Below are 26,690 nucleotides of genomic sequence, written 5' to 3' on the forward strand. Positions count from 1 at the left end.
TCATAAATGAGTTAAAAAACTCACCTAAATATAATAACAAAATTCCTACACAATTATTCACCCATATTGTAAGATTTAGGTAATTATTTTTGAAAGATGGTGTTTTCATGGTCATTGCTGGTACTGTCACGCTTCATACCAAAAGATTAACTCTGCGACGTCTAACTACTGATGATGCAAAACAAATGTACGAAAATTGGGCTGGTGACCCCGAAGTAACGAAGTATCTGTCATGGCCAACCTACCGATCAACTGCTGACGCGTACGAATACTTGGTTTATATCGAAAAAAAATACCATCAACCTAATACTTATGAATGGGGAATCGTCACTAAAGAAGACGATGCACTCATCGGAACCATCTCAGCTGTCGACTTCTATGGACAAGCACGCACCGTTGAGATCGGTTATGCCATCGGTCAAAAATGGTGGAATAATGGTTATGCGACGGAATCTCTAAAAAAAGTCATCGACTTCTTCTTCAAGGATACCGATATAAATCGTATCGAAGCGTGTCACGACTGCGACAATCCTCGTTCTGGTCACGTGATGCACAACAGCGGCATGTGTTTTGAAGGCATACTTAGGAGTAAAGGTTACAACAATAACGGAATTTGTGATGAAGCTGTATATTCTATTTTGAAATCTGAATATTAACTACGCAAATAAATTGAAGACAACAAAAAAGTGTACCCTTTCGAGTACACATCATAATTTAGTTCTTATAGTTTTGACGTTAATTTAACATCTGGATACTTGTTGACGAACCAATTCTCCGCAAATCTATTTTCAAACAAGAACAGCGGTTGATCATCCATATCCTTTACGAGCATATTTCTAGTCGACGACATGGAAGGATCTAATTGCTCAGGGTCGATCCAACGAGCAGTTCTGGAGCCGATCGGATTCATCACAACATCACAGTTGTATTCATTCTTCATTCTAAATTGGAAAACTTCAAATTGTAGTTGTCCAACCGCACCCAGGATGTAGTCATTAGTCGTATAAGTCCTGTACAGTTGAACCGCACCTTCTTGAACTAATTGTTGCATACCCTTGTGGAATGATTTTTGTTTCATAACATTTTTAGCTTGAACTTCCATAAACATTTCTGGTGTAAACTGTGGTAATTCCTCGAATTGAACAGACTTCTTACCAGAATAAATCGTATCTCCGATTTGGAAATTACCAGTATCATACAATCCTACAATGTCACCAGCAACGGCTGTTTTTACTTGTTCTCGCTGATCTGACATGAATTCCGTCGCATTGTTCAGACGCATAGTCTTGCCAGTTCTTTGTAATGTAACGTCCATCCCCTTGTCGAATTCGCCAGAGCAAATTCTAATAAAAGCGATCCTGTCACGGTGGTTAGGATTCATATTAGCTTGAATCTTGAAGACAAATGCCGAAAATTCTGGATCATCAGGTTTAACGATCTCGTCGCTATCTTGTAACTTGTGCTCAGCTGGAGCTGGTGCCATATCAAGGAATGAATCCAAGAATGTCTGAACTCCGAAGTTGGTCAAAGCTGAACCGAAGAAGACTGGAGTTTGATTACCAGCTTGAACTTTTTCCATATCAAAAGTATTTCCAGCTTCTTTGATCAAGTCTACTTCTCCGACAGCTTGCTCATACACACCTTCACCATCCAGATCATTCCCTGCTGGTAAGTTGCCATCCTCATCTAATGGTAAGTATCTGTCATCGCCATCTTTACGATATAATTCGATACGATCGTTGGCAATATCATATAGCCCCTTCAGTTCCTTACCCATACCGATAGGCCAATTCATAGCACAACCTTCGATATTAAGTAAGTCTTCCAATTCAGCGACTAAGTCTAGCGGATCACGTCCGTCACGATCCAACTTGTTCATGAATGTGAAGATCGGAATACCACGTTTTTTTACAACTTTAAATAATTTTTTGGTTTGTGGCTCAATACCCTTGGCAGAGTCAATAACCATGACTGCAGCATCGACCGCCATCAAAGTCCGATAAGTATCTTCTGAGAAATCCTCATGTCCCGGTGTATCCAAGATATTCACATCTTTATCACGATAATGAAATTGCATGACCGAACTAGTTACAGAAATCCCACGTTTCTTTTCAATCTCCATCCAGTCACTAGTTGCGAACTGTCCGGATTTTTTAGCTTTGACTGTACCAGCCGAACGAATAACCCCACCAAAGTAAAGCATCTGTTCAGTGATAGTTGTTTTACCAGCATCCGGGTGAGAGATGATAGCAAATGTTCGGCGCTTGTTTACTTCATTTTCTAATTGTTTTTGATCCATATTAACTCCTATTTTCTTAATTAAACGTTATTAAACATTATTAAACATTGAAAAAGAAGGCATATAACTACGTGCCTTCTGTTCAATTTACTTTTTTGAAGGTGTTTGCCATAACTTGCTTCGTCTTCTTATCTGGCAAGGTAACGATAACTTGCTCGATTCTGGAGCCATTCATCTGACCAGATGTTATAACAACACCGTCTTCTAATGTGAAAGACTTGGGATGATTCTCATCTGGAATCTCACCGATATTGGCGATTAAATATCCAGCAATCGTATCAACATCTTCTGCTTCCAAATCTTCATTGAATAAATCATTAAAATCTTCCAATGAATATTTACCGATCACAGTATACTTGTTAGAACTGATCCGTTGATAGTTAGTCGTAACTTCGTCGTATTCGTCATCGATCTCGCCAACGATCTCTTCAATAATATCCTCGATCGTAGCTAAACCAACGATTCCTCCGTACTCGTCAACGATCATCGTGATCTGAGTTTGCGTACTACGCATCTTGATCAGCACTGAGTCGATATTAGTCGTCTCCTGAACAAAGAGTGGCTCAGTCATTATTTCTTTCAACGAAATATTATCAAAGCCTGATTCACGTGCCTTCTTCAGTATATCCTTGATGTGGACTATTCCAATGATAGTATCTTTGCTACCACCATAAACTGGAATTCTGGAGTAAGGTTGATTCAAGATTGCATCAATATTGTCAATCATCGGTTCATTGATATCGATCATGAATGTATCGATTCTTGGAACCATGATCTCACGGATAGTCGTATCCCCGAAGCGGACGATACCTTGCAACATTTGAAACTCATCGAGATTGATCGTTCCACTTTGACGGGACTTTTGAATCGTAGCCATCATTTCATTTCGGGTAACAGTGTCATCTTTGTCTGTGAAATCAATCGGCGTGATCTTCATCAATAGTTCGATTGAGAAAGTTAATAACCAGACGAAGGGTTTGAGCACCTTCCCAAAAAGTGAAATCACAGGTTCGGTCGTACTAGCGACTTTGTAGGGATCGTGTAACGCTATACGCTTAGGGAATAGCTCGCCCAACACCAATGTGAAGTATGATAATATTATCGTTATTATAACGATAGATAATTCTCGACTACCCGGGAACTTACCTATCCAACTCTCAAAGACTGAACTCAAACTAGTTGCGGCACTAGCTGACGAAAGGAAACCAGCCAGTGTGATTGCTACTTGAATAGTCGATAAGAAACTGTTGGGGTGATTAATCGCCTGCAAGATCTTAATAGCCCGGCGGTTACCATCCTTTGCCTTTTCCTCTACGGAAGTTTTATTAACAGAAACAATTGCCATCTCACCGGCAGCAAAAAAAGCATTCAGAAGCGTAAGCGCGACTATTAGGATCAACTGACCAGTCAGCGTCGCTCCAGTAGGGTCATCACTCATTGATGTTTTCACTCTCTTTCATGTTATGTAAATTTAAATAGACAAAAACATTATAGCAGGTGTTAATGTTTTCAACAATAAAGGTTTTTCGTGATAAAATATAAGTTAATTGTACATATAGGAGTTTTCAAAAATGTCTAACAAAAAAATTGCAATTATTTATCTATTATTTTTCATCATTCCATACATCGTCTGTTTACTGATCGTTGGTATTTCCTACAATGCTCTAGTCCTACACGCGCTCACATGGCGGATAGTTGTCGGAGGAGTTGTCGGAGCATTTGGAATGTTTGCCGTCAAGGTCATAGCCCAACGGCCCGTCTTGATAATGTATCGCAGTACAACTCAAAAATTTCTTAAAGGACTAATAAACTTCTTTATACTGGAACGAAGCAGATGGGTCATAGGATTCAACTTAATCGTCGACTTCTTCCTATCAGTGGGCAGTATTTATCTTGTTGCCAATGTATTTACTCTCTCTCAGATCATCGGTAAGACCTTAGGTTGGCTAGTATTCATCTTGATGATCTCACTGACACTAGCATCATATCTTGAATTTGAATCATTATCGATTTATAGCGAAAAAAAACATAAATAATCTAACTTGGAAGAAATTCCAAGTTTTTTTATTCAAATTTTCGTTCCAGCCCACTGACGATTTTTTTCGTCTCGTCTGAGGTACTCTTCAAGGACTTGATCTTGCGGATAGTTAACTGATACGTCTCTTTGTTGACTGGACCGCTTATCAAATAATCAATAATTTTCATCGAATATTTTTTGGCAGCGTATGATAATAGCCATGCCTTAGCAACATTCACGTAATACTCATCTTGTGTCTTAGCGATTCTTCGCAAAATCTCATCAATATATTCGTCTTCCAAAAAGAACTTCAATAACAAAACTAATCCGATCCGCTGATACCATTGATTAGAGCTCTTTAAGAAATAATCTAAGTCTGACCAAAGTTCCGTTTGATATTTCTTTGCTAATTTGAAGTGAATGACCATATCACACACCGCCCAGTTATCAGCTCTGGTAGCGTAATCCGTCAAGTATTCCCAAAATTCAGCATAGGAAATATTTAATTTACCGATAACATATGCCGAAAGTATTTTTTCTTCGTGGATAACACCGCCATCTACCGCTAAGAACTCAACTGGATTACCCTTAGAGATTTGAGCCGCTATATCCTTGAGGATCCTCATTGAAACTCCAAAAGTTGGTTCCACATTGGGAATCAATCTAGTTGAAACTTCTAATTGCTTGTCAGTAGCGCAACTCTCAACATAATCTAATAATCTTTGATGGTCACTGTCATTCCAGTGCAGCAATGCCCAATCCATAGCATCACCTCCGTCTTTGTATCCTAATTCTATCTATTGCCAACAAATTAAGCAATAACAACGATTGGAGCGTTTATGATCAAATTAAATTATAAATTTTAATATAATTTACTTGACTTATAATCATTTTAATAATAATCTGAAGACAACTTAATTGAAGGAGGCGTTGGACGTGTTGAATTTGAATAACAAAACAGAAATGCAAGCATGTTGTTGTGTAGTAATTAAAAATTACTATACTTTTTCGACATGTCTAATACCACTCAATTGATAAACACGTAGTGCAAACTATAAATTTCAGGAGAGCTGACATTAGTCAGCTCTCCTTTTTTTATTCTCACTACCAGAAAGGAGCCAGTTGTGGAACATACTAGAATCGGAATCTTAAACTTGATGAAGGACAAAATCGAAACTAATCATAATTTTAGTAACGTTTTAAATGGCGATGATATTGATTTAACTTTTTATTACTCGGCTACTCGTTATGTGGATCGCCAACTTGACCCACAGATCCTAGCTACGATGAAACCATTGGACTTAAATGAAATCGGCCAATTCGATGGTTTCATCATAACCGGCAGTCCCGTTGAAAAACTGGATTTTGAACAAGTCACTTACAGCCAAGAAGTCAATGACTTGTTAGATAAGCTAGACGAATTAAACATCCCGCAGCTATATGTCTGTTGGGGCGCCATGGCTGCCCTTAATCACTTCTACCAAATCAAAAAAAACATCCTACCACACAAAACTTTTGGAGTTTATCAAAATAGTATTCTGAATGATTCTTGCTTACTAAAGAACATTGAAAATGAATTCCCTGCACCACACGCTCGATACGCTGAAATGAACCACAAGGACATCAATCAAAATAACGAATTAGAGACTAAGTCGATCAGTGAAAATGGTCTACTAACGCTGATTGAATCGAATACGAAGCCACAAACTTTCGTCTTCTCTCATCTTGAATATCCCAAGAACGGATTGGATGATGAGTATCAACGTGAATTAAATGCCGACGTCGCCGACATTTTCCCTGCTAACAATTACTATTCACAGATTGACGGTCATCCCATGTTTACTTGGAAAGAAACACAGAAGAACTTCTTCCAAAATTGGTTGAATTGCGTCATGGAAAAAAAACTTATAAAAATTTAGGAGAAATCAATATGACAAAAATTGCTGACAACATTACTGAACTAATCGGAAATACACCTATCGTAAAACTTAACAACGTCGTACCAGAAGACGCCGCTGACGTATACGTTAAATTAGAATTCTTCAACCCTGGTAGCTCGATCAAGGATAGAATCGCCCTATCAATGGTAGAGGCTGCTGAAAAGGCTGGCAAGCTCAAACCCGGTGACACGATCGTTGAACCTACTTCTGGTAATACTGGTATCGGTCTTTCACTCGTAGCATCTGCTAAAGGTTATCACCTCATCATCATGATGCCTGAAACAATGAGTGTTGAACGTCGTAAGTTGATGCAAGGTTACGGCACAGAATTGATCTTGACACCCGGTAGCGAAGGAATGGGCGGTGCTATCAAACGTGCTAAGGATTTAGCTGAGGAAAAAGGTTACTTCTTGCCAATGCAATTCTCCAATCCAGCTAATCCTGCCATCCACGAAGAGACAACTGGTAAGGAAATAATCGACGCTTTTGATGGTGAGACTGTCGATGCTTTCGTTGCTGGTGTTGGTACTGGTGGTACTTTATCAGGTGTCAGCCACGCATTGACTAAGGTATATCCTGACGTTAAGATTTTTGCCCTTGAAGCTGCTGAATCTCCACTCCTAAAGGAAGGCAAAACTGGTCCACATAAGATTCAAGGTATCAGTGCTGGGATGATTCCAGATACATTGGATCAAGATGCTTACTCAGACATCGTTGAGGTAAGTAGTGACGATGCCATCAAGACGGCTCAAGAAGTTAGCCACAAGGAAGGTTTCTTACCAGGTATTTCATCAGGTGCTAATATTTATGGAGCTATCCAAATCGCTAAGAAATTAGGAAAAGGCAAAAAAGTCGTAACCGTTGCTCCAGATAACGGCGAGAGATACTTATCAACTGATTTATTTAAGTTTTAAAAGTCATTATTTTTTAATCGATCGTTAAGTTATGAGAGAATAGAGAATGGTAATTTTACTATTATATGGGGAGAGTTTTTAATATGAAGAAAAGATTGATATTGCTTCTATCTACAATTGCTGCATTGGTACTTATCTTAACAGGATGCTCAAGTAACAGTAGTAGTGATCAAGCAAGCACTAAGACAAAGGGTACTTTAACGATTGGACTTGAGGGTACATACGCACCTTATTCATACCGCGAGGACGGTCAGCTGAAGGGATTTGAGGTTGACCTTGGCAAGGATATTGCTAAAGAACTAGGTTTGAAGGCTAAGTTTGTACCTACTAAATGGGACTCACTTATCGCTGGTTTGAACTCCAATACATTTGACGTCGTTCTGAATAACGTCGCTATGAATAAATCACGTGAGAAACAATATATTTTCTCAACACCTTATATCTACTCAAGATCAGCTTTGATCATGAAACAAGATAACAATGAAATCAAGAATATCACCGACATCAAGGGTAAGAAGGTTGCTGCTGGTACTGGTACTGATAACTACAACAAGGCCGAAAAATACGGTGCAGATATCGTTCCATCAGCAGATTTCCAAACATCAATGTCAATGATCGATCAAGGACGTGTTGAAGCAGCCGTTAACTCTAAGGAAGCTTTCTTAACATGGAAGAAAGATCATAAGAATACTGATCTTAAGTACCAAGTTATTTCATCAAAATACATCGAAACATCGAAAATTGCTCCAATTTACAACAAGAAGTCAACTGCCCTACGTGGCGATGTCAATAAAGCACTCAAGAAGCTTTATAAAGACGGTACGATGAAGAAACTTTCAATCAAGTACTTCGGTGAGGATATTACTAAGAAATAATTATTTTTAATTAAGATATTTTGAGAGGGGTTTTCGTTTCATGTGGCACATAATCGTTTCATCACTGCCGGAAATGGTTGGAGCAATGCTTCAATTCACTATTCCACTAGCCATCATTTCATTCGTTTTCGGACTTATCTTGGCTGTTTTGACGGCTCTAATAAAGTTCATTGAACCTAGTGAAAATAAAGCACTACGCTATCCTTGGTTAGTATTGCGGGCTATCGCTAACTTTTACGTTTGGTTATTCCGTTCTACTCCTTTGCTAGTTCAATTGTTCATCATCTTCTTTGGACTACCTAGTGTGGGTATACAATTACCAGCTTTCTTAGCTGCCGTGATTGGGTTCTCACTTAATACTGGTGCATATGCATCTGAAACAATTCGTTCTGCTCTATTGTCTGTACCTCAAGATCAATGGGACGCGGCCTTCACGCTGAACTTCACCACTCGTCAAACACTGATGAAGATAGTTCTTCCACAAGCTGTCAGAATTGCCTTGCCACCACTATCCAACTCGTTCATCGGTTTGGTCAAAGACACATCTTTGGCCAGTTCGATCACCATCTTGGAAATGTTCCAAGTCAGTCAACAAATCACAGCTAAGAACTATCAGCCACTATTAATGTATTCATTAGCTGCATTGTTGTATGCTATCGTCTGCACGCTCCTCAGCTGGTTACAACATTATCTAGAGCGTCGCACATCTAAGTACGTTAAGGGAGGTCAGAACTAATGATTTCAGCTAAACACATCAACAAGCAGTACGAAGGCAAAACCGTTCTGAATGATATTTCAGTCGACTTCCCTAGTGGAAAAACAACTGTAATACTAGGGCCTTCCGGCTCAGGTAAGTCTACCTTGCTACGTTCTCTCGACATGTTGGTCAGACCAGAAAGTGGTACTGTCAGCTTTCCAGATTTGGAAATAGATTACAGTAAGCCTGTCTCAAAAAAAGACAGCTTCAATCTTAGACGAAGAACCAGCATGGTCTTTCAAAACTGGAATTTGTTCCCTAACTTGACAGTCCTGAACAATATAACTACGGCGCCAGTAACCGTGTTGAAGACTTCCAAAGAAGACGCTGAATTATTAGCTAGACAACTACTCAAAGAAGTCGGACTAGAAGGATTAGAAGACCGCTACCCTAGTCAATTGTCAGGTGGACAACAGCAACGTATCTCCATCTGCCGTGCTCTGGCTATGCGTCCTGAGTATATCTTGTTGGACGAACCAACCAGTGCCTTGGATCCAGAGCTAGAGACACAGGTATTGCGTATCCTCGAAAAATTATGTGAGCAAGGTCAGTCGATGATCATTGTGACACACAATATGGAATTTGCTCGGTTAGTCTCTGACAAGATCGTCTTCATTGAAGATGGCAACAAAGTGTACGATGGTGACACAAAAGAATTCTTCAACCATCCTACCCAACGAATCAAGGATTTCTTATCTGGAATCTCGTTGGACGAAGAAAATGACAGTGTTAAATAATTAATGATACATACGAAACCCCACGAAAAAAGGGCTAATACCATTCCTCTTTGGTATTAGTCCTTTTTGTGTTCAATGAGTTTGATTAAGCATTAACAGTGTTGTCTCTAACAACTCCGCTTCTTACTAATTTAACTCCATTCATCAAGTTGTCCCCAACCGGACAAGTGTTTTGGATAAAGTCAGCAAAAGACTCAGTCTTTTCTTGACTCTCCTCAGTATCAAAGTGCATCGTAAAACGAATTTCTTGGAATCCATTACGAATATCTGGGTTACCCATAAATCCTTCTGGATCAAGGTCTCCTTCAATTTCAACATGAAAATCCTTAAAAGTGAAATTATTCTTTTGAGCAAATGACTTTGCTACGATTGTTTGGCAAGCACCAAAAGCACAAAGTAGTGCTTCCACTGGAGACATGGCGATATCCGTACCACCTGAACTCACTGGCTCATCAATTGTAAGCTTAAAGTTCCTAGCCTGTGTTGCCACTTGTAATCCATCCGGTAATCCTGTTGCAGTTGCTTTGTAAGTCTCTAACATCTGAATTCCCCCAAAATTGTGAATTATTTAACATTACAGTTAGATTTTAACAGTAAGCGATTACAAATTCAATGCTTAGCTAAGTAATTATTTTCTTGATTATCATTTATTTTATATTTTTTCTGATATAATACATTTAATACATGATTCTCAGGGAGATTGCCTATGTTCAACATAGATTCTTGTTTAGCTTTTATCACTAATCAAAGTGGCAAAATCTTCTCAGAAGAACTAGAAAAGAAACTTCGTCCTTATGACGTTACTCGCAGTCAATGGATCGCAATTTACTTTATCCACGAAAACAAATCCATCACTCAAAAAGAACTGGCTGAGAAAATGGCGATCAAAGAACCTAGTGTCGTACGACTGTTCCAGCGTCTAGAATCTGAGGGTTATTTGTTACGTTCGATCGATAATAACGACAAGCGTAACAAGCCTGTCAGTCTGTCTAGCAAAGGTGAAGAACTACTTCTAAAACTCTTACCAGTAGCTGAAAAGTTCAAGAATGATACTGTCGCTGGTATCGATCCAAAAGACTTAGAGACGGTACAGACCGTGCTGGCAAAGATGGTCGATAATACTTCTGAGATGAATAACTCTGATTAGTTGAATCAGCGCAAATAAAAAAACCGCCATAGCGGTTTTTTTTATTGTAAGCAATCCATTAATGGTGTGACAGTTCTCTATAACGTTGCATCCAAAGATCAACGTAAGCCTGAGAAAACGGACCTTTACCCTTATCAATCCAATCGATTAAAACGTCGACATTGCGATGTAAGATCGTATCTATCTCTGGTGGATAATTCCAATACTCACTATGTGCGGCATATTCATCCACATCTAATAAGCGCTTCTCTCCATCAGGGAAGACTTTTATATCTAAATCATAATCAATATATTTGATGGCCTCTTTGTCTAGAGCAAACGGTGTAGCTAGATTACAGTAGTATGAAACTCCGCTCTCCCGGATCATGGTAATAATATTAAACCAGTATTGTTTGTGAAAATAAACTAAGGCTGGTTCTCTAGTTACCCACCGACGACCGTCTGACTCCGTAACAAGTGTGTTCTCATTACATCCGATTATCTCGTTCTCACTTGTCTTTAGCACCATCGTTTCACGCCAAGTACGATGTAAATGACCATCATGCTTATAACTTTGGATTGCCACGTAATCTCCTTCTTTAGGTATTTGCATAAATTACCCGGCTTTCCACTTCTTGTTCACGAAAAATTATAACAGAGCTGTGAAACAATTAAAAGATATTATCTGATTATGATGTGGAAACAATTATTTTGTAATAATTTTTATTTAGTAAATTTATTAAGGACTTCCCACGTTAGACAGTGAACTGAACCACCTAAGGTCGATATCTTGCTCACGTCGATGGGTATCACTTGTTTATCAGTATTATCCGCCACTAACTTCATGGCTTTTCTATCATTGGCTAATCCATATTGAGGGAAATATATTTTGTCATCAGTTTCTAACATATTGATATATAGTCCCCTAGCAGAAGCAATCTGATCATCGTACTGACCCACATCAGTATAGGACGATGGCAGGACGACGAATTTCATTTTGGGATCAACTTGCAGGATTTCTTGTTTAATTTTTTGCAAAAAATTTGGCTCATAACTAAAGTCATTGATGAATATTTTGTGTTTTGAAATAAACTTGACCATCCCGTCACTGTGACCCAAAACATCCCCTGGTTCTTTTGTAATCAAGATCACTTTCTTAACTTGTAATTTTTTCTTCAAGTGATCGATGATCTGTCGCTTACTCCAATCGGGATTAGCACCCAGCACCTGCTTAGTCAGGATGATCGTATCTGAACCATTCCATTGGACATTTCCACCGTCCAATATCAGATCAGAATGGGTGTAATAAAACTTACCTCGGATGAAATTATTGAAACGTCGATTCAAGTATTTTGCATCAGTCCGCTTTAAATATCGTGGTTGATATTTGAACTTGACCATTTTTGAAGTGATGACTGGTGCCACGTCTCGAAGCCAAATATCAGGATAATGATAACTAGAGTTAGATTTATCATAGGAATTGAGCGTTACAAACTCATCATCTGATGTCGCATTACTGTGCAGATCCTGATTAAATTTTTGGAGTGAAGACCAGTACGGCTGATAGTATTGATCATCCTCATCTGGCAAACTAGTATAAATCGTCATGGCCTGAGCAGTTGTCGTAGGAAACGCACTTATGCCAATGATTGAAATTAGTGTAATCAGTATTTTTTTCATGATGTTCTCCTCGTTAACAGGAGTATAGCAGGCGTTTTTTTATATAAATATTAAAAAAAATATAAAGCCGTGGTTGAGCGATAAAATCACTCTTGACAACAACTTTATATTTTTTATTTACTATTATTTATTAATAGACTGGACGAGTTTCTTTTTGTGTATCTGGATCGGCGATACCAACACTGTCATTCTTCAAGTAGTCAAAGTCAGCAACTATCTTCAAAATGACGTCCGCCATACTCTTACGTGAGCCAGAAACACCAACGTACTTTTCATTCTTGTGAGTAACAGTATACTTGACGTCAAGGTCATTCAACCATGGTAGACGTAGAGTTGTGTAATTCAAACCTGATTCTTCGAGTAGTTGGTCAGCTTTGAGTGCTGGAGCCATTCCTCCACCGATCTGTTCTTTGTTCCAACGACCAAATTCACCGGGAACTTCATCATAGATACCGAGGACATTTGCTTGAACGACACGTTTTACACCAGTAGCATTCATAGCTTCAATGATATTTCTCGTTTGTGTGTTGTTAGGGTCATGGTCAACAACTGCAGAAAAGATCATGTCTTGGCCTTCTGCTGCGGCTTTTAACTGTGCAACATCGTTGATATCACCATCGATCAAAGTTACTCGAGGATTGTCTTTTAGATTATTCAATCTTGACTTGTTACGTAAGAATAAGGTTAATTCTACATCTGAGAATTGATCTTCATTCAATACACGATCCTCAACTAAACGTGCGATTTGTCCATTTGCTGCTAAAATTAATACTTTTTTCATTATTATTCCACCTATTATTTAATTAATTATTTTATTTTTTCCAAACTTGAACCAAAGATCTGTTCGATCGTTACGGGATCACGGTGATCAAAAAATTGACTTTCTTTCTTATCCAAAGTTGCCATCGTTTGCATATCATCAGCTGACAATTCAAAGTCAAAGACATTGATATTTTCTTCCATTCTATTCTTATGAACAGACTTAGGAATTACGATGATGCCTCTTTGGAGTAACCATCTCAAAATAACTTGTCCATTGGACTTGTTGTATTTTTGTCCGATGGCGGCAATCGTTTCATCTGTAAATATATCGTGTTTTCCTTCGGCAAATGGTGCCCAAGCTTCCACCTTGATGTCCTCACTTTGTGAGAATTCCACTTCAGAAGGTTGTTGATACCAAGGACTTACTTCGATTTGATTAACTACTGGTTTGATTTCAGTCGATAGTTCGAGATTCTTGAGTTGGTCAGCATAGAAGTTAGAAACACCGATAGCGCGAATCTTACCAGCCTTGTATGCTTCCTCTAGAGCACGCCATGCTCCGATTACATCGCCATATGGCTGGTGCAATAAGTACAAGTCTAAGTAGTCAGTGTCTAAGTTCTTTAGTGAAGTTTCGATACCGGCCTTGGCTCTCTCATAATTAAAATCAGAAACCCATAACTTAGACGTGATGAACAGATCCTTGCGATCAACGCCGCTGCGCTTGATAGCTTTACCAACTGCTGATTCGTTTTGGTAAGCTGCGGCGGTATCGATCAGACGATATCCAGAAGCAATCGCCTCAACGACTGCATCCTCGCATTGCTTCAAGTCAGTTACTTGGAACACTCCAAATCCTAATTGTGGCATTTCAATGCCGTTATTTAATTTTACTGTCTGCATACTTCATACCTCTTTGTTATTGATGAATTCATTATATGTCCACGATTGATATCTGAAAATTACTTATTGGGTATGGCACCATACGTCGGATGTATACTGAAATTACTTTTATTATCGAGTTACTACTGACGCTTGAAAACAACTAATTAAGCATGATACCATGCATTTAACGTATACCTAGGAGTTAATACTATGATAGAAAATTATTTATTGGAAGAACTAGTAACTTTTGCTAAATACAAAACCCTAGCCGCCACCGCTGAGCAACTGATGGTTACCCAACCTACCGTCACTCGTGGCATGCAAAAGCTAGAAGATGAATTAGAAGTTAAATTATTCGATCGTCAACCGAATCGAATTTCATTGACTAAGACGGGGGAACTAGCTGCAAAAGAAGCTGCAAAAGTCATTGAGCAAAATCAACAGTTTTCTAGAATCGTGCGTAATTATGACTTCAGCCATCGCAACATCGCTATCGCCTCCATCGTTCCCGGTCCACTGATCTTATTACACAATTTAAAAGATCAAGATGACAATATTAAGATTTTTGATACCCTTCTTGACCAAAATTCCGTTGTACCAAATCTCGAGAATGATGATTTTTCACTCATCTTTACGAACGAAGAAATCATCACTGACGAGATCGAATCTCGTTTTATCGGTACCGAAAAGCTATCCGTCAATCTCGATAAATTCACTTATCTAGCCAATAAGAATACCGTTACTTTCGCAGAAATGACCGGACTCAGTTTTCTAGTCATAGCCGAGATCGGAATCTGGAAGGATATTATTCAAACTGAAATACCTAAGGCAAAATTCCTCTACCAAGACCAATATGATGCTTTTACTGAAATTTCAAAGTATTCAAACTTTCCATATTTCAGCACCAATCTTTCTCATCTTGACCAGCACCATGGCGAAAATGACGATCGCGTTCAAATCCCCATCAGTGATGAATCAGCACAGATGGATCTTTATGCAGCGTACAAAAAAAGCCAGCGACAAATGGTTACGCCCTTAATCACTGACTTAGCTAATTATTGGAATGAGTAAAATCCTAGAGTGAATCGGTCATCGTCCAGACTAATTGACCTGTGTACTTGCCATTTTTGACCGTGTTATTGATGCGTAATAAAAAGTTGCCAGCTTTAACATAATCAGTTAAATCCTGATCGATCGCATTGCCACTGAAATCAGTCGCTCGTAGTTTAACACCACTACTGTCGAGTGCTTTCCAGGTGCCATCACTACTAGAACCAGCATCTTTTTGCTTGTATTCGAGTAGATTCTGTCCTGCAGGAGCTTTCAGGGTATTGCCGTCCTTCTCCTCATCAGTATCACCGATGACGTCACCTAAACTACCGTCACTAGTAGCTTCACGCTGTGCTAATTCTTTACCAGCCTCATAACTGACCGAAACATTGAAGTCATTGTAATCAGGATGGTTGACGATCAACTTACCTTCTGTATTAACATTCTCACGTTTTCTGTTTTGACTGAAATAATTAATCACCCCAAAGTCGATCAGATCGGGAACTTGAACGAAGCCCGAACTCTGCGTTACTTTAATATTTACATCATTTGATACTAGGTCGGCGTGGGCGGTGCCCCAATTCAAATCAACATTGACCATTTTGGCATTCTGGGCTATCTTTTCGATTTCTTGTTTAGAAGTCACCAACACATCCAGCCAACCGTGAACGGTATTATCTTGAACAGTGCTTTGTAAAGCCATAGGTCCGTGATTCAAGGGATTACCCAGCTTGGGAATTCCATTCGAATAAGAAACGACACCATTATGACCATTGATCGGCACCACAGTAAAATTGTTACTATCTACTTGTGCTTGAATATAACCACCGGTTAGACGCTCCTTGGAATCTTTGTAGATGGTATAAGTATATCTAAATCTTATCGTCGAACCGATGGGAGCTTCGATATTGTCACTGTAATCCGCACTATCTTGAGATATTTCAGCAGGGTCTGTTTGATTTAATTCCGAATTGTTCAACACCCGGGCATCGTACTTGAAGCTGTAATGAAAGTCAGGGACTTCGTCAACTTGTTTCTTTTCGATCGGAATATCGACCCTCGCAATAGGTGACGAATCGTTATTGCTGTTATTATTATCAACCACATCAAACGTCGCCTTGTTAGTACGAATGATCGTTCCACTGTCACCACCAGCGGCGTTGGTGATTTTTACTGGAATCACTAATTCCGCCGATGCCAAGTAAGCTAGCTTGGTTTTGGGCTGATAAAAGTAATTAGCTCCATCACTTCCCAGCGTTACCGCAGTATCACTAACCTGATTACCTGTTTTGTCATAGACGATATAATGTGCGGAATCATCAGCATCCAACTCTATTCCCTCAGGCATAGCATCTTTGATTTCATTTAAGTTCATCGAACTGTTATAACCGTTGTTGGACATTTTGAGATGAAATTCGAGCTTATCACCGATTTTATTGACCGCAACATTGGGATGCGTCTTATTGACATAAGTTTTACTTTGAACCGGCAAAATATAATTGTTCTTAGAAGTACCAATAGTCGTGCTGTAAGTAGCACTTTCACCTGGCTGCAGTGTTTTTCCATTCCACTTGAGTGTATAGGCACTATCTACCGATTTACCCATCAGTTCGCCAGTAGTCAAGCTAGTATCAGCCTCTTGGCCGGGACCCGAAAGTAAAGAACTAGCCCAAGTAGTATTTCCGTTCTCGTATTTTTTAGTTAAGTATGAATCTGGACCATTTGGAATGTCAGCATTGATGTACAGACCATAAGAATTGTGATTAAAGTAAAACCCTTTACCAACACCCAAACTATAAAAAGTTACATTGTCTGCGGATGTAGCATTGAGACCAGTGTCATCACCAAAGTAGACGGTTGGTTTTTCAGGTGAACTGGTAATATTAGTGATCTTCATTCGGCGCTCAATTATCGGTACATTTGGCGCCACAGGCTTGATAGTCAATTCTACGGCCAATTTTAAATTACTACCTTCAAAATCACCAGTCAGTTTGTACGCCTTAATACTGGTATCAGGAATTGTTCCTTGATAAAAAGCTTTGTCTTTTAAATATGAACTAGTGTTAGCGAACAAGACTGGTAGTGTTCCACTACTATTATCAGCATCCACCACCATAAATTGTGGAGATGTCGGTGAAACATTACCGTAAGACCAACCACTGGCACGTTGTGATGATGTCGAAATATACTTTCCGTTATCGACCAAAAAAGTATTCATTTTGGAATAAATATCATTAATACCACTACTAGTATCCAAAATATGGCTATCACCACTCATGTCGATAGCTCCTCCCGGATTACCGGCATAACCGATCGTATATCCCAAAGAAACACTGTTAGATAATTTCATAACTTGAGGAATAGATTTAGTGGTAGTACTCCAAGTTATTCCATCACTGTCAGTCGTTCCATCCAAATTTGTCGAAGCAGCTGATACTGGTTTTACGCCGAACAAAAATAACCATATAAAAACTACCCCAAATAGTATATACAGTATCTTTTTCATGATAATTTCCCTCTCCGTAAGCGATTACGTCTTATACGGATAAGTTTATCATTTTAAAATAGAGCATACAGTTTGTAATATAAAAATATTTTTTACAAATATTGATAAAAATTCATTCTACAAAATATACCTAATGTTATATTTTCAACTAATAATGTATATAATATATAAATTTAGCTATTTGGTGTATTTATTCCAACACTATCCTTAGAATACAAATTATCATCTTCGGATAATTTTTTGACCAAGTCAGCGATACTGTCGATCGAAACATCGTGTCCACCGAATGGCTCGCCTTTTGTCGTGACCTCGTAATCAACCGGACCATTAGTGAACCATCCCGGACGGATAATCGTGTAATTTAAGTCAGATTGTTCAATTACATCAGCAGCGGCCCGATAGCCTTTTAAGATTGGATTGTTGCTAAGATTACCCTCAGCTCCGACTGATGCGGGTATTTCATCATAGATACCCATTGATGAGATAAAAATCAATCTCTGGACATTATTGCGATTCATAGCCGCAGTTATTTTTGTAGCAAATGCCTCCAAATTACCACTCAAAGCCGCAAAAACGACATCTTGTCCTTGCATTGCTTGGTCTAAGTCAGCATCTTTAGTTACATCACCAGCGATTACTTTTTCATGACTATCTGGACTGATTCTACCAGCGTGACGAGCAAATAACGTCAGTTGGTCGTCAGTCTCATTTGACAAATTTTGTCTAACCGCACTACCGATATTACCAGTAGCACCGATGATCAATACTTTTTTCATTTATAAAACTCCTTATAATTTATTAATTTTTAAAATCAGTTGAAGCTGCTAATTCACTTTCTGTCTTATAAGCATCAACTCGTTCATTGAGTCGTTCAATCGTATCTGTAAGTGCCTGTGAACCCAATACAATGTGTAAGGGCCATTCAGGATGATCGACACTTTCAATAATTCGACTTGCCATCTTGGCTGGATCACCAACTGCTAAGCCATTTTTGGGATCGAGCATTTTTAAGAATGCATGCGTGGGACCATCGTATGCAGGTATCAAGTTTGCGACGTGAGCACTGCCATAGCGAAATTCGGTTCTGGCTCCACCGGGTTCGATGATCGAAGTATGAATACCAAATTGTTTCACTTCTTGAGCTACCGATTCCACAAATCCTTCGATACCAAACTTAGTTGCGTGATAAAGGGAATTACCTGGATAGGCTACTTGACCACCATAAGATGATATTTGAATAATATTCCCGGCTTTTTGTTTCCTCATAAAAGGTAATGCTGCTTTGATAACTTGGATGGAGCCAGTTAAGTTAGTAGCGATGATTTGATCCACTTGCTCATTACTCAATTCCTCTGCAGCTCCAAACAAACCATAGCCAGCATTATTGATTACTACATCAATCTCTCCATAACGTTCAAACGCTCCAGTCACTACTTGTTCGATAGCATTCGTGTCTGTCACGTCGAGGATTTCTACATCTAAGTTTTCAGGATATTGCTTCTGTAATGCTTCGACCTTTTTGGTATTTCTGACAGTACCTATAACAATATTGCCAGCAGCCAATAATTGTTTGGCCATCTCCATTCCAAATCCACTACTAATTCCAGTAATTAACCATTTTTTCGTCATATTATTTACTCCTTTTCTGCATTCTCAATACAATTCAATGCGTTCAAACTTCTAGGATATCCAATGAAAGGGATATTCTGTGAAACGATCTTGATCAAAAAATCCTTGTCGTTGCCGATCAACATATTTGCCTTCGCGTGCGCTGTTAGTTGTGGTTCAGCTCCACCTTGGGCTGAGATGAAACAAAAAGTTATCATCTCACGTTGTTGCTTATTCAATCCTTTTCTCGTGTAATAATCACCGAAGCAATTGTCAGTTAACCAACGATTGATATGTTTACTATCCGCTGATCCAGATTTATAAAATCCCTTCATCGAATCACCAAAAATATCCACTTGGGCCATTTCACCTGCTTCAAGACGATCTTCCATTGTCGTAGTCGACTGTGATTCTAGTGGCAAGGTAATACCTTTTTCTTCAAAAATCTTATTAGTTGCTTTCAAAAACGGAAAGACTCGTCCAATCCCTAAGTAAGCAACTGCCTGATAAACAACTTCTTTGATTTCAACTGGGGTAACATCAAAGTTCAAGGCGGCAGGAACCATGCTTTCAAATTCATCAATACCTTGACAGCCAATCAAAGTTGCCAAAATTGACATGAATCTAGTTTTATCATCCAAATCAACCTGATTGACGACTTCATCAAATGCAAAATTATCAAATCTTTCAATAAATTCTGGATCAGTTTCTAAAAATTTTGATTTATATCCGGGAAACATTTTTTCATGATATTTTGTTGCGAATTCACTAATTGCCATTTTTACTCCTCCATTACTTCATGGACACATTGTAATTGGAATCATATTATTAACCAATTCAAGATTTATTCATTATTGATAAGTTTTACTTATACAAAAAAACCGTGATGATCATTCATCACGGTTTTCTAATGCAATTTTGATTGCGTCATATTTGAATCCCTTACCCATCAAATAATTTATCAACTTCGAATCATTATTGTAACGGTGGCTGACCTTGTCGATCATCCGCGTTAGATTTTCATTTTCGGATTCATCGTCTTTTTCTAACTCTAAATTATCAATCGCTTGGGAAATGAGTTCGTTACCATAGCCCTTTTGATACAGGCTTTGTCTGAGTTTTGTCAACATTTGCTGGAACGACTTGTTTCGTTGTTTTCGCACTTGTTTACTAGCGAATTCCGTCGCGTTCTCTAATAATCTATCTTCATCCACCTCGGACAACTTATCTTCGATGAGATTAGCTGGCACACCCTTTTGCGCCATCTTTTGCTGGATGATCTTTGGACCATTTGCAGTAGTATTCAATTGCGTGTTAATGAAGCTAGTGGCATATGCTTCGTCATCAAGATAATTGAGTTTTTCCAATCGTTCGATAACTGAATAAACCACTGGCGAACCGTATTCCTTCTTATATAGGTAGTCTTTGATTTCTTTTTTCGTCCGTAATTGATAACTCAAATAATTGACCGCATCGCCATAAGCTTTATTAGTATTCTCACGGGACTTGATCTCCTTGACTTGTTCGTTATCAAGTTCAGTACCATTCATCAAGCGAAAATCAACCAGAGTAGTCTCCCCAACTGGAAAGGCGTATGCCCCGTCAAGATAAACATTGTATCGTCCTTTGTGTTTTTGAGCTTGTATTTTTGTTACTTTTGCCAATATCTTTACCTCACATGTTATACTCTAGTGTAGTTTATCGCACATTTTAAAAAAGGAAAAATCAAATGGATAATAATTTAACTGAAGAATTACAAGTGGGTGACCGTTTCCCACTCACAATCAAGAGAATCGGAATCAATGGTGAAGGAATCGGCTTCTTCAAGCATGTCATCGTCTTCGTACCTAGGGCCGTACCTGAAGACATCATCGTCTGTGAAATCACTGACATTCATCCTAAGTTCTTGAATGGTAAGATTCACAAAATCCGTAAGGCTAGTCCTTATCGTAACCCTGATGTTCCTGAATTAGCTAGTGAAGTCGGCGGCCTCGAATTCGCACACATCAAGTATGAAGATCAATTAAAATTCAAAGCCGATATTTTGTTAGAATCACTAGAAAAATATAAGCCTTACGCTTACGAACACTACAACATTCGTCCAACAGTAGCTTCTCCACAACAAGAAAAGTATCGTAACAAGGCACAGTTCCCTATCCAAGAAATTGACGGTAAGATTCTCTGTGGACTATACAAGAATGGTACACAAGAATTAGTAGACTTGGAAGAGATGCCTACACAGATGGACTTGACTATGACGGCAATGCGTAAGATCGTCGGCATCATCAAGGAATTAGGTCTCCCCGTCTACAATCCTGAAGAAAAATCTGGTATCTTACGTATGATCGTGATTCGTCAATCAGTCGAGTTCAATAAACTCCAAATCACCTTCATCACTCGGACGAAGAAATTCTTGAAGGAACGTCAGATCATCGAAAAAATTCAAGAACAAATACCAGAAGTTAGTTCTATCTCTCAAAATGTCAATACAGATGATAAAGGTAGCGTCTGGGGTGATGACACACGTCTAGTTTGGGGTGATGAATACCTCCAAGAAGATATCAACGGATACATCTTCAATCTATCACCACGTGCCTTCTTGCAATTAAACTCATTACAAACTGACAAGCTATATGACATTGCCACAAAAGCACTCAATCCCGAAGAACGCGACATACTCCTAGACGCATACTGTGGTGTCGGTACCATCGGTATCACCCTAGCTGACCAAGTCAAACATGTCTATGGAATCGAGATAATCCCTGAGGCCATCGCTGACGCTAAAAAGAACGCTGAATTAAATGAGGTCGATAATGCCGACTACTACGTAGGTTCAGTGGATCAAATCTATCCACAACTATTGACTGACAATATCAAACCCAATGCCGTTATCGTTGATCCACCACGTACTGGACTCGATAGCAAACTAATCGACACCTTACTACGCCATCGCCCTGAGAAGCTAGTTTACATCTCATGTAACCCTTCTACTTTAGCCAAGGACTTAACACGTTTGACTAATAAATATCGTGTTGATTACTTACAACCTGTTGACATGTTCCCACAGACACCACACGTTGAAACAGTTGTTAAACTAAGTAGAAGATAAAGACCCGAACCAGATATATGGGAGGTGCAGCACGGTGAACAGAACGAGACAAATACATGATTTTGCTATCAAATGGATGAATAAATTCAGTAATCAAGATATCGACTACCTCAAACTATCTGATCATTATATGGCTGATGACTGTGCTGCACTTGGCTTTAAAATGGATCGTAGTAAATCCTTTGAACAACTATATGGCAGTGCTGCCTACGATTCAGACGAACTGACAAAGGTAATCAACGATGTCACCGATATTAACCTGCTTGGCTCTGCCATTTTTTCGATGTGGAGATGGGCATACTATTCAAAAGTAATTTTGAAACCCAAAAATCGTAAATGGTTTATTCTAGCCCTCAGCAAACTGGAATTGCTTTCGCAAAATAGTCTTCTGACATTTCAAGGGACACTAAAAAAGATGCGCATCGTATCGAATGATAGCAGTTACTGGGTAATTCCAACGGCCGAAGATGAAATTGAGCAGCAACTTACGATAAATGATAAAGGTAGCGTTAGTTTATCTGGATATTATTTTGGCGATAAGGATAATCAAAAAGTACGGCGTCAGCGGCTAACAATCGATAAGTCAGCGGTTGATAAGTTATTTAGCGCGATATCGATGTATTTCAGCGATGAATATGACGAAATTTTCGCTACGGATATCGGAGGTTGGACGTTGGAATTAACCAACACCGATGGTAAAAAATATAAATACAAAGGATCACTTTGCGCTAAGTTCATTTACCAAGGGACAGATTTATCCGATCTCATTCGTGATACTCTGGATATGGACGATCTTTTTGTTTTTGATGGGAAATACAAACTAGATGTAATTACCAAAATAACTTTGGATTATCACCGCGTTCCAAAGACCAACCAAATATTCATCCCTGGGATCGCCAAGTGGAAATACGAAGATCAAAATTATACTGAACAACTAATTATTGATAGGAAAACTGAAACGCTTAAACATACTCAAAATACCAGCGATGACTGCAATATTTCGCATGAATATAAAGTTAAGGGTGCCATTAAAGACCTCCTCGATAATTTCAGTGTGGATGATTTATTTTCGTTTGAAATAAGACGTGATGATGAGATAAAAACACTGGGTGAAACAAATGGTTACCAGATAACCATAGATTTTAAGAAAAAACCACAACGTGTTATTAGAGGTCCCTTTGACAGCGAAGGTCTGCCAGATGGTTTTGATAAGTTTGCGGAAGAAGTATCAGATTTTTTGAGCCTTTATGGCTCAGGAGAAATCCTCGCTCCGTCTATCTACGGTAAATCTAAGAGACACAAAAATGATTACATTTTTTGTAGTGTAGCCTTCGATGAGGGACAGAAATCATATTACTATTTGACTGACGATGACAGTATTGAAATCGGTGATTTCGTGGTCGTTCCTGCTGGAAGAGATAATCATGAGGCAGTTGTTGAAGTAGTAAACATCGAATATTTTAACGAGGCGAATGCACCATTGCCTATTGAAAAGACTAAACGAATTATCAAAAAATCTACGTATGATGATTTTTAAAAAGGTAGCTCCCAAGTGAAATCTGGAAGCTACCTTTTTTTGATTTTATTAAAGATTCAATTCATACGCCACACGTCGGTCGTCTTCTTTAGGACCAACATAGATTATCCCTCGATATTGGAAGCCGAACTTTTCAGACACGTGTTGCATGCCTTGATTCATCTCGTGAGTATCGATTCGGAAATTTCTGAATCCTAATTCATAGCCGATCGTGAACATATTAGACATCAAGAAGTCACTTAGGTGCTTACCACGATAGCCATCACAGATTGCCACGCGGTGTAGAGTCGCATACTTGTCAGTCGTATTATTCCAGCTACCGTCTTGGATGACTTCATAATGTGGGTCATCCGTCTGCATTAAGCAAGTGTAACCGACCAAATTACCGTTGACTATCATAACGTAGCCACGGCCTAATTGTAAGTCCTCGACTAGCACGGCACGACTAGGCTCTCCATCTTGCCACTGTGGACTGCCAGTTCCCTTGATGAGATTCTTTGCATCGTTGATAACTTTGATGATTTGTTCTAATTCTTCGATCTGTGCCTTTCTAACAAACACATTAAACATAAAGTTCACTTCCTAAAATAAAAGACCAATAAAATTTGTATTTTCAAAAAATAATTATTTGATTGTTTGCCAATCCTCTTGCCAGATGATGCCCATCGTTTTCTCACCTGTATGAACACTAATAGCCGGTCCTAATGATCTCTTAGTTATACGGATCTGTGGGAATTTTTCACTCAATTCCTTATTCCACGCATCTGACAATTCCAAGTTGTTGGCGTCAATGATCGTAGCATGGACTGGATAATCGACACTGTCCAATGTCTCTTGAATCTTCTCACACATCAGCTTGAAAACTCGCTTCATAGTACGTTCTTTACCGATGGCAATGATCTTACCTTCTTCATCAAACGTAAGCATTGGCTTGATATTCAGTAAATTACCGATGACTGCGGAGCGGTTACTCAAACGCCCGGTACGCATCAAATGCTTCAAGTCGTCAACCGCAAAACGTACTTCCATCGTCTCACGTAGCTTTAATAACTTAGGAACGATTTCTTCTGGTTCTTGGCCTTCTTTGACTAGCTTACCGGCAAGCAAAACTAGATTGGCTTCGCCAGCACTAGCAACCAATGAATCGAAAGGAAAGACTTCTGCCTTGTCATACGTCTTGCAAAACATCCTCAAATTATCCATAAATGAAGTTATCCCACTCGATAGATGAATAGAGATGATCTTGTCATAGCCTTTAGCGACCAAGTTATCGTAAGCTTCCTCAATTTGTCCCATTGACACTTGTGCCGTTGTTGGCAATTCATCCTCAGTGCTTAGATAATCATAAAACTTATCTAGTCCCAATTCTTCTGTTTCTTTGTATTGTTTGTTTCCTAAAATAACTGTGATTGGCAACACCACAATGTTGAATTCTTCAATCTCTTCTGGTGTTAAATATGAAGCCGTGTCTGTCACAATCGCTGTTGGCATAATTCGTCCTCTTTTTTCCTTCAAAATATATGAAAGTATTGGTTAAATCATAACATAACTATCATACATTTCTATTATCAAATGACCTAAAAACTGAATTTTGTTACCTTGCTAACACAACTCTGTTTACTAATTATTTACTAAAGTAAATCTTGTTAATATCCCTAAAACAAGGTATTATGTTCTAGTAAACATTTACTAAATATGGAGAAAACTTATGAATACAGATAACCTTTTACTAGATTACAAGAATATCTTCAATAATGACGCCGACAGGCTATTCTTCTCACCCGGACGTATCAATCTAATTGGTGAGCATACGGATTACAATGGCGGTAACGTGTTTCCATGTGCCATCAGTCTCGGAACGTACGCCGCTTATGGGTCTCGTGACGACAACGTAGTTCAATTGTACTCAGCCAACTTTCCTCAACAAGGCATCACTAGTTTCACGATTACTGATTTGGACTACAAGAAGGAGGACGATTGGGTCAATTATCCTCGTGGAATCATGTATTATCTTGCCGATAAGGGTTACCAGTTTGATCACGGCTTCAATCTTTTCATCCACGGCAACTTACCTGATGGTGCAGGTCTCTCATCTTCAGCATCGATCGAATTACTGATGGGGACTGTTATGAACACCGTCTTCAATCTAAAAATTGATCAATTAGACTTAGTTAAATTAGGGCAACAAGACGAGAATAACTACATTGGTGTGAATTCCGGTATCATGGATCAATTTGCCGTTGGTATGGGCAAAAAAGACCAAGCCATCTTGCTAGATACTAATACTATGGAATATCAATACGCACCCGTTGAATTAGGAAATCACGCCATCGTGATCATGAATACCAATAAACGACGTAAACTAGAAGATTCTAAGTACAATGAACGGCGCAGCGAATGTGAAAGTGCCTTAGAGAGACTACAAACAAAGCTAGACATTAATTCACTTGGCGATTTGAGCATTGATGAATTTGACCAGAACTCATACTTGATCAATGACGACACTTTGATTCGTCGGGCTCGTCACGCCGTCTTTGAGAACCAACGTACTTTGCGTGCCATCAACAAACTAAAACAAAACGACTTGGTCAGTTTTGGAAAACTAGTCAACGCATCACATGTTTCTCTACACTATGACTATGCCGTAACAGGTCCAGAGCTCGACACGTTAGTCGCTGCCGCTTGGCATCAACCTGGAGTTTTGGGTGCTAGAATGACCGGTGCTGGTTTTGGTGGCTGTGCCATCGCCATCGTTGAAAAAGACCAAGTGGAGAATTTTAAACAAAATGCTGGCGAGACATACAGACAAATGATCGGTTATGATGCCGACTTTTATATCGCCGAGATTTCTGACGGGCCAAAAGAATTATTAAAGGTGGAAAAATAAT

General features: G+C 38.9%; 27 protein-coding genes. 12 read left to right on the forward strand and 15 right to left on the reverse strand.

The features are described from left to right. Nucleotides 1-89: 89 nt before the first annotated feature. Nucleotides 90-656 (forward strand): GNAT family N-acetyltransferase, encoded by a 567-nt coding sequence (locus AC27FM_RS06590; protein WP_487086944.1) that lies wholly within the window; start codon nucleotides 90-92, stop codon nucleotides 654-656. A 65-nt stretch (nucleotides 657-721) separates the two neighbouring features. Here the strand turns inward: AC27FM_RS06590 and AC27FM_RS06595 are convergent, their stop codons facing one another. Then, nucleotides 722-2,299, reverse strand: a complete 1,578-nt coding sequence (locus tag AC27FM_RS06595; RefSeq protein ID WP_487086945.1) for a peptide chain release factor 3 — start codon at nucleotides 2,297-2,299, stop codon at nucleotides 722-724. An 82-nt stretch (nucleotides 2,300-2,381) separates the two neighbouring features. Next, entirely contained in the window at nucleotides 2,382-3,749 is a 1,368-nt protein-coding gene (locus tag AC27FM_RS06600) for a hemolysin family protein (RefSeq protein WP_487086946.1), read from the reverse strand. A gap of 121 nt (nucleotides 3,750-3,870) precedes the next feature. On the opposite strand from AC27FM_RS06600, the gene AC27FM_RS06605 reads away from it, so the two are divergent. After that, on the forward strand, nucleotides 3,871-4,335 hold the full coding sequence (locus AC27FM_RS06605; protein ID WP_487086947.1) for a hypothetical protein: 465 nt from the start codon (nucleotides 3,871-3,873) through the stop codon (nucleotides 4,333-4,335). A gap of 28 nt (nucleotides 4,336-4,363) precedes the next feature. Here the strand turns inward: AC27FM_RS06605 and AC27FM_RS06610 are convergent, their stop codons facing one another. Continuing rightward, nucleotides 4,364-5,080, reverse strand: coding sequence for a DNA alkylation repair protein (locus AC27FM_RS06610; RefSeq protein WP_487086948.1), 717 nt, complete (start codon nucleotides 5,078-5,080; stop codon nucleotides 4,364-4,366). 360 nt (nucleotides 5,081-5,440) lie between these two features. Here AC27FM_RS06610 and AC27FM_RS06615 point away from each other — a divergent pair, with 360 nt between their 5' ends. The 5 genes from AC27FM_RS06615 to AC27FM_RS06635 all read left to right on the forward strand — a co-directional run bounded on the left by AC27FM_RS06615 (nucleotide 5,441) and on the right by AC27FM_RS06635 (nucleotide 9,539). Continuing rightward, on the forward strand, nucleotides 5,441-6,235 hold the full coding sequence (locus AC27FM_RS06615; RefSeq protein WP_487086949.1) for a homoserine O-acetyltransferase/O-succinyltransferase family protein: 795 nt from the start codon (nucleotides 5,441-5,443) through the stop codon (nucleotides 6,233-6,235). Nucleotides 6,236-6,246: 11 nt separating this feature from the next. Continuing rightward, nucleotides 6,247-7,170: a cysteine synthase A gene (gene cysK, locus AC27FM_RS06620; protein ID WP_487086950.1), complete on the forward strand. Its 924-nt coding sequence runs from the start codon at nucleotides 6,247-6,249 to the stop codon at nucleotides 7,168-7,170. 83 nt (nucleotides 7,171-7,253) lie between these two features. Beyond that, entirely contained in the window at nucleotides 7,254-8,045 is a 792-nt protein-coding gene (locus AC27FM_RS06625; RefSeq protein WP_487086951.1) for a transporter substrate-binding domain-containing protein, read from the forward strand. Nucleotides 8,046-8,085: 40 nt separating this feature from the next. Beyond that, a complete protein-coding gene (locus AC27FM_RS06630) occupies nucleotides 8,086-8,781 on the forward strand; it encodes an amino acid ABC transporter permease (protein ID WP_487086952.1) in 696 nt (231 codons plus the stop codon). After that, a complete protein-coding gene (locus AC27FM_RS06635; protein ID WP_487086953.1) occupies nucleotides 8,781-9,539 on the forward strand; it encodes an amino acid ABC transporter ATP-binding protein in 759 nt (252 codons plus the stop codon). Before AC27FM_RS06630 ends, AC27FM_RS06635 begins: the two co-directional genes overlap by 1 nt. An 85-nt stretch (nucleotides 9,540-9,624) precedes the next feature. Here AC27FM_RS06635 and AC27FM_RS06640 read toward each other — a convergent pair whose 3' ends face one another. Then, on the reverse strand, nucleotides 9,625-10,080 hold the full coding sequence (locus AC27FM_RS06640; RefSeq protein WP_487086954.1) for an OsmC family protein: 456 nt from the start codon (nucleotides 10,078-10,080) through the stop codon (nucleotides 9,625-9,627). A gap of 165 nt (nucleotides 10,081-10,245) precedes the next feature. Here AC27FM_RS06640 and AC27FM_RS06645 point away from each other — a divergent pair, with 165 nt between their 5' ends. Beyond that, a complete protein-coding gene (locus tag AC27FM_RS06645) occupies nucleotides 10,246-10,686 on the forward strand; it encodes a MarR family winged helix-turn-helix transcriptional regulator (RefSeq protein ID WP_487086955.1) in 441 nt (146 codons plus the stop codon). Between the two features lie 58 nt (nucleotides 10,687-10,744). Here the strand turns inward: AC27FM_RS06645 and ntdP are convergent, their stop codons facing one another. The 4 genes from ntdP to AC27FM_RS06665 form a co-directional block, all read right to left on the reverse strand. Beyond that, nucleotides 10,745-11,278 (reverse strand): nucleoside tri-diphosphate phosphatase, encoded by a 534-nt coding sequence (gene ntdP / locus AC27FM_RS06650; protein ID WP_487086956.1) that lies wholly within the window; start codon nucleotides 11,276-11,278, stop codon nucleotides 10,745-10,747. A 110-nt stretch (nucleotides 11,279-11,388) separates the two neighbouring features. Further along, nucleotides 11,389-12,345 (reverse strand): agmatine deiminase family protein, encoded by a 957-nt coding sequence (locus AC27FM_RS06655; RefSeq protein WP_487086957.1) that lies wholly within the window; start codon nucleotides 12,343-12,345, stop codon nucleotides 11,389-11,391. Nucleotides 12,346-12,475: 130 nt separating this feature from the next. Further along, nucleotides 12,476-13,129 (reverse strand): NAD(P)H-binding protein, encoded by a 654-nt coding sequence (locus AC27FM_RS06660; protein ID WP_487087208.1) that lies wholly within the window; start codon nucleotides 13,127-13,129, stop codon nucleotides 12,476-12,478. Between the two features lie 23 nt (nucleotides 13,130-13,152). Next, the gene (locus AC27FM_RS06665) at nucleotides 13,153-14,010 is read right to left on the reverse strand and encodes an aldo/keto reductase (protein ID WP_487086958.1); all 858 of its coding nucleotides are present in this window, start codon (nucleotides 14,008-14,010) and stop codon (nucleotides 13,153-13,155) included. Between the two features lie 192 nt (nucleotides 14,011-14,202). Here AC27FM_RS06665 and AC27FM_RS06670 point away from each other — a divergent pair, with 192 nt between their 5' ends. Continuing rightward, on the forward strand, nucleotides 14,203-15,063 hold the full coding sequence (locus AC27FM_RS06670; protein WP_487086959.1) for a LysR family transcriptional regulator: 861 nt from the start codon (nucleotides 14,203-14,205) through the stop codon (nucleotides 15,061-15,063). Nucleotides 15,064-15,067: 4 nt separating this feature from the next. Here the strand turns inward: AC27FM_RS06670 and AC27FM_RS06675 are convergent, their stop codons facing one another. The 5 genes from AC27FM_RS06675 to recX all read right to left on the reverse strand — a co-directional run bounded on the left by AC27FM_RS06675 (nucleotide 15,068) and on the right by recX (nucleotide 20,820). Continuing rightward, complete coding sequence (locus AC27FM_RS06675) at nucleotides 15,068-17,548, reverse strand: hypothetical protein (protein WP_487086960.1); 2,481 nt, start codon at nucleotides 17,546-17,548, stop codon at nucleotides 15,068-15,070. Between the two features lie 173 nt (nucleotides 17,549-17,721). Next, on the reverse strand, nucleotides 17,722-18,324 hold the full coding sequence (locus tag AC27FM_RS06680) for an NAD(P)H-binding protein (RefSeq protein ID WP_487086961.1): 603 nt from the start codon (nucleotides 18,322-18,324) through the stop codon (nucleotides 17,722-17,724). Nucleotides 18,325-18,346: 22 nt separating this feature from the next. Further along, nucleotides 18,347-19,177, reverse strand: coding sequence for an SDR family oxidoreductase (locus AC27FM_RS06685; protein WP_487086962.1), 831 nt, complete (start codon nucleotides 19,175-19,177; stop codon nucleotides 18,347-18,349). Nucleotides 19,178-19,182: 5 nt separating this feature from the next. Further along, complete coding sequence (locus AC27FM_RS06690) at nucleotides 19,183-19,935, reverse strand: carboxymuconolactone decarboxylase family protein (RefSeq protein WP_487086963.1); 753 nt, start codon at nucleotides 19,933-19,935, stop codon at nucleotides 19,183-19,185. Between the two features lie 111 nt (nucleotides 19,936-20,046). Next, nucleotides 20,047-20,820, reverse strand: coding sequence for a recombination regulator RecX (gene recX, locus AC27FM_RS06695; RefSeq protein ID WP_487086964.1), 774 nt, complete (start codon nucleotides 20,818-20,820; stop codon nucleotides 20,047-20,049). A 65-nt stretch (nucleotides 20,821-20,885) separates the two neighbouring features. Here recX and rlmD point away from each other — a divergent pair, with 65 nt between their 5' ends. Both rlmD and AC27FM_RS06705 read left to right on the forward strand, forming a co-directional pair. Beyond that, a complete protein-coding gene (rlmD, locus tag AC27FM_RS06700; RefSeq protein ID WP_487086965.1) occupies nucleotides 20,886-22,265 on the forward strand; it encodes a 23S rRNA (uracil(1939)-C(5))-methyltransferase RlmD in 1,380 nt (459 codons plus the stop codon). Nucleotides 22,266-22,299: 34 nt separating this feature from the next. Beyond that, entirely contained in the window at nucleotides 22,300-23,802 is a 1,503-nt protein-coding gene (locus AC27FM_RS06705) for a hypothetical protein (protein ID WP_487086966.1), read from the forward strand. Between the two features lie 48 nt (nucleotides 23,803-23,850). On the opposite strand, the gene AC27FM_RS06710 is transcribed toward AC27FM_RS06705, so the two are convergent. Both AC27FM_RS06710 and AC27FM_RS06715 read right to left on the reverse strand, forming a co-directional pair. After that, nucleotides 23,851-24,372, reverse strand: a complete 522-nt coding sequence (locus AC27FM_RS06710; RefSeq protein WP_487086967.1) for a GNAT family N-acetyltransferase — start codon at nucleotides 24,370-24,372, stop codon at nucleotides 23,851-23,853. A 54-nt stretch (nucleotides 24,373-24,426) separates the two neighbouring features. Further along, complete coding sequence (locus AC27FM_RS06715) at nucleotides 24,427-25,293, reverse strand: DegV family protein (RefSeq protein ID WP_487086968.1); 867 nt, start codon at nucleotides 25,291-25,293, stop codon at nucleotides 24,427-24,429. 217 nt (nucleotides 25,294-25,510) lie between these two features. Here AC27FM_RS06715 and AC27FM_RS06720 point away from each other — a divergent pair, with 217 nt between their 5' ends. Beyond that, nucleotides 25,511-26,689: a galactokinase gene (locus AC27FM_RS06720; RefSeq protein WP_487086969.1), complete on the forward strand. Its 1,179-nt coding sequence runs from the start codon at nucleotides 25,511-25,513 to the stop codon at nucleotides 26,687-26,689. Nucleotide 26,690: the final 1 nt, after the last annotated feature.

The organism is Companilactobacillus sp. y65-5, assembly GCF_057541095.1.

Bases quoted from the DNA above. Each gene is read 5' to 3' on its own strand.
- AC27FM_RS06625 (WP_487086951.1), top strand. From the start codon at position 7,254: ATGAAGAAAAGATTGATATTGCTTCTATCTACAATTGCTGCATTGGTA.
- AC27FM_RS06670 (WP_487086959.1), top strand. From the start codon at position 14,203: ATGATAGAAAATTATTTATTGGAAGAACTAGTAACTTTTGCTAAATAC.
- AC27FM_RS06605 (WP_487086947.1), top strand. From the start codon at position 3,871: ATGTCTAACAAAAAAATTGCAATTATTTATCTATTATTTTTCATCATT.
- AC27FM_RS06635 (WP_487086953.1), top strand. From the start codon at position 8,781: ATGATTTCAGCTAAACACATCAACAAGCAGTACGAAGGCAAAACCGTT.
- AC27FM_RS06680 (WP_487086961.1), bottom strand. From the start codon at position 18,324: ATGAAAAAAGTATTGATCATCGGTGCTACTGGTAATATCGGTAGTGCG.
- AC27FM_RS06640 (WP_487086954.1), bottom strand. From the start codon at position 10,080: ATGTTAGAGACTTACAAAGCAACTGCAACAGGATTACCGGATGGATTA.
- AC27FM_RS06715 (WP_487086968.1), bottom strand. From the start codon at position 25,293: ATGCCAACAGCGATTGTGACAGACACGGCTTCATATTTAACACCAGAA.
- AC27FM_RS06595 (WP_487086945.1), bottom strand. From the start codon at position 2,299: ATGGATCAAAAACAATTAGAAAATGAAGTAAACAAGCGCCGAACATTT.
- AC27FM_RS06675 (WP_487086960.1), bottom strand. From the start codon at position 17,548: ATGAAAAAGATACTGTATATACTATTTGGGGTAGTTTTTATATGGTTA.
- cysK (WP_487086950.1), top strand. From the start codon at position 6,247: ATGACAAAAATTGCTGACAACATTACTGAACTAATCGGAAATACACCT.
- AC27FM_RS06690 (WP_487086963.1), bottom strand. From the start codon at position 19,935: ATGGCAATTAGTGAATTCGCAACAAAATATCATGAAAAAATGTTTCCC.
- AC27FM_RS06665 (WP_487086958.1), bottom strand. From the start codon at position 14,010: ATGCAGACAGTAAAATTAAATAACGGCATTGAAATGCCACAATTAGGA.
- ntdP (WP_487086956.1), bottom strand. From the start codon at position 11,278: ATGCAAATACCTAAAGAAGGAGATTACGTGGCAATCCAAAGTTATAAG.
- AC27FM_RS06710 (WP_487086967.1), bottom strand. From the start codon at position 24,372: ATGTTTAATGTGTTTGTTAGAAAGGCACAGATCGAAGAATTAGAACAA.
- AC27FM_RS06655 (WP_487086957.1), bottom strand. From the start codon at position 12,345: ATGAAAAAAATACTGATTACACTAATTTCAATCATTGGCATAAGTGCG.
- AC27FM_RS06645 (WP_487086955.1), top strand. From the start codon at position 10,246: ATGTTCAACATAGATTCTTGTTTAGCTTTTATCACTAATCAAAGTGGC.
- AC27FM_RS06685 (WP_487086962.1), bottom strand. From the start codon at position 19,177: ATGACGAAAAAATGGTTAATTACTGGAATTAGTAGTGGATTTGGAATG.
- AC27FM_RS06720 (WP_487086969.1), top strand. From the start codon at position 25,511: ATGAATACAGATAACCTTTTACTAGATTACAAGAATATCTTCAATAAT.
- AC27FM_RS06610 (WP_487086948.1), bottom strand. From the start codon at position 5,080: ATGGATTGGGCATTGCTGCACTGGAATGACAGTGACCATCAAAGATTA.
- AC27FM_RS06630 (WP_487086952.1), top strand. From the start codon at position 8,086: ATGTGGCACATAATCGTTTCATCACTGCCGGAAATGGTTGGAGCAATG.
- rlmD (WP_487086965.1), top strand. From the start codon at position 20,886: ATGGATAATAATTTAACTGAAGAATTACAAGTGGGTGACCGTTTCCCA.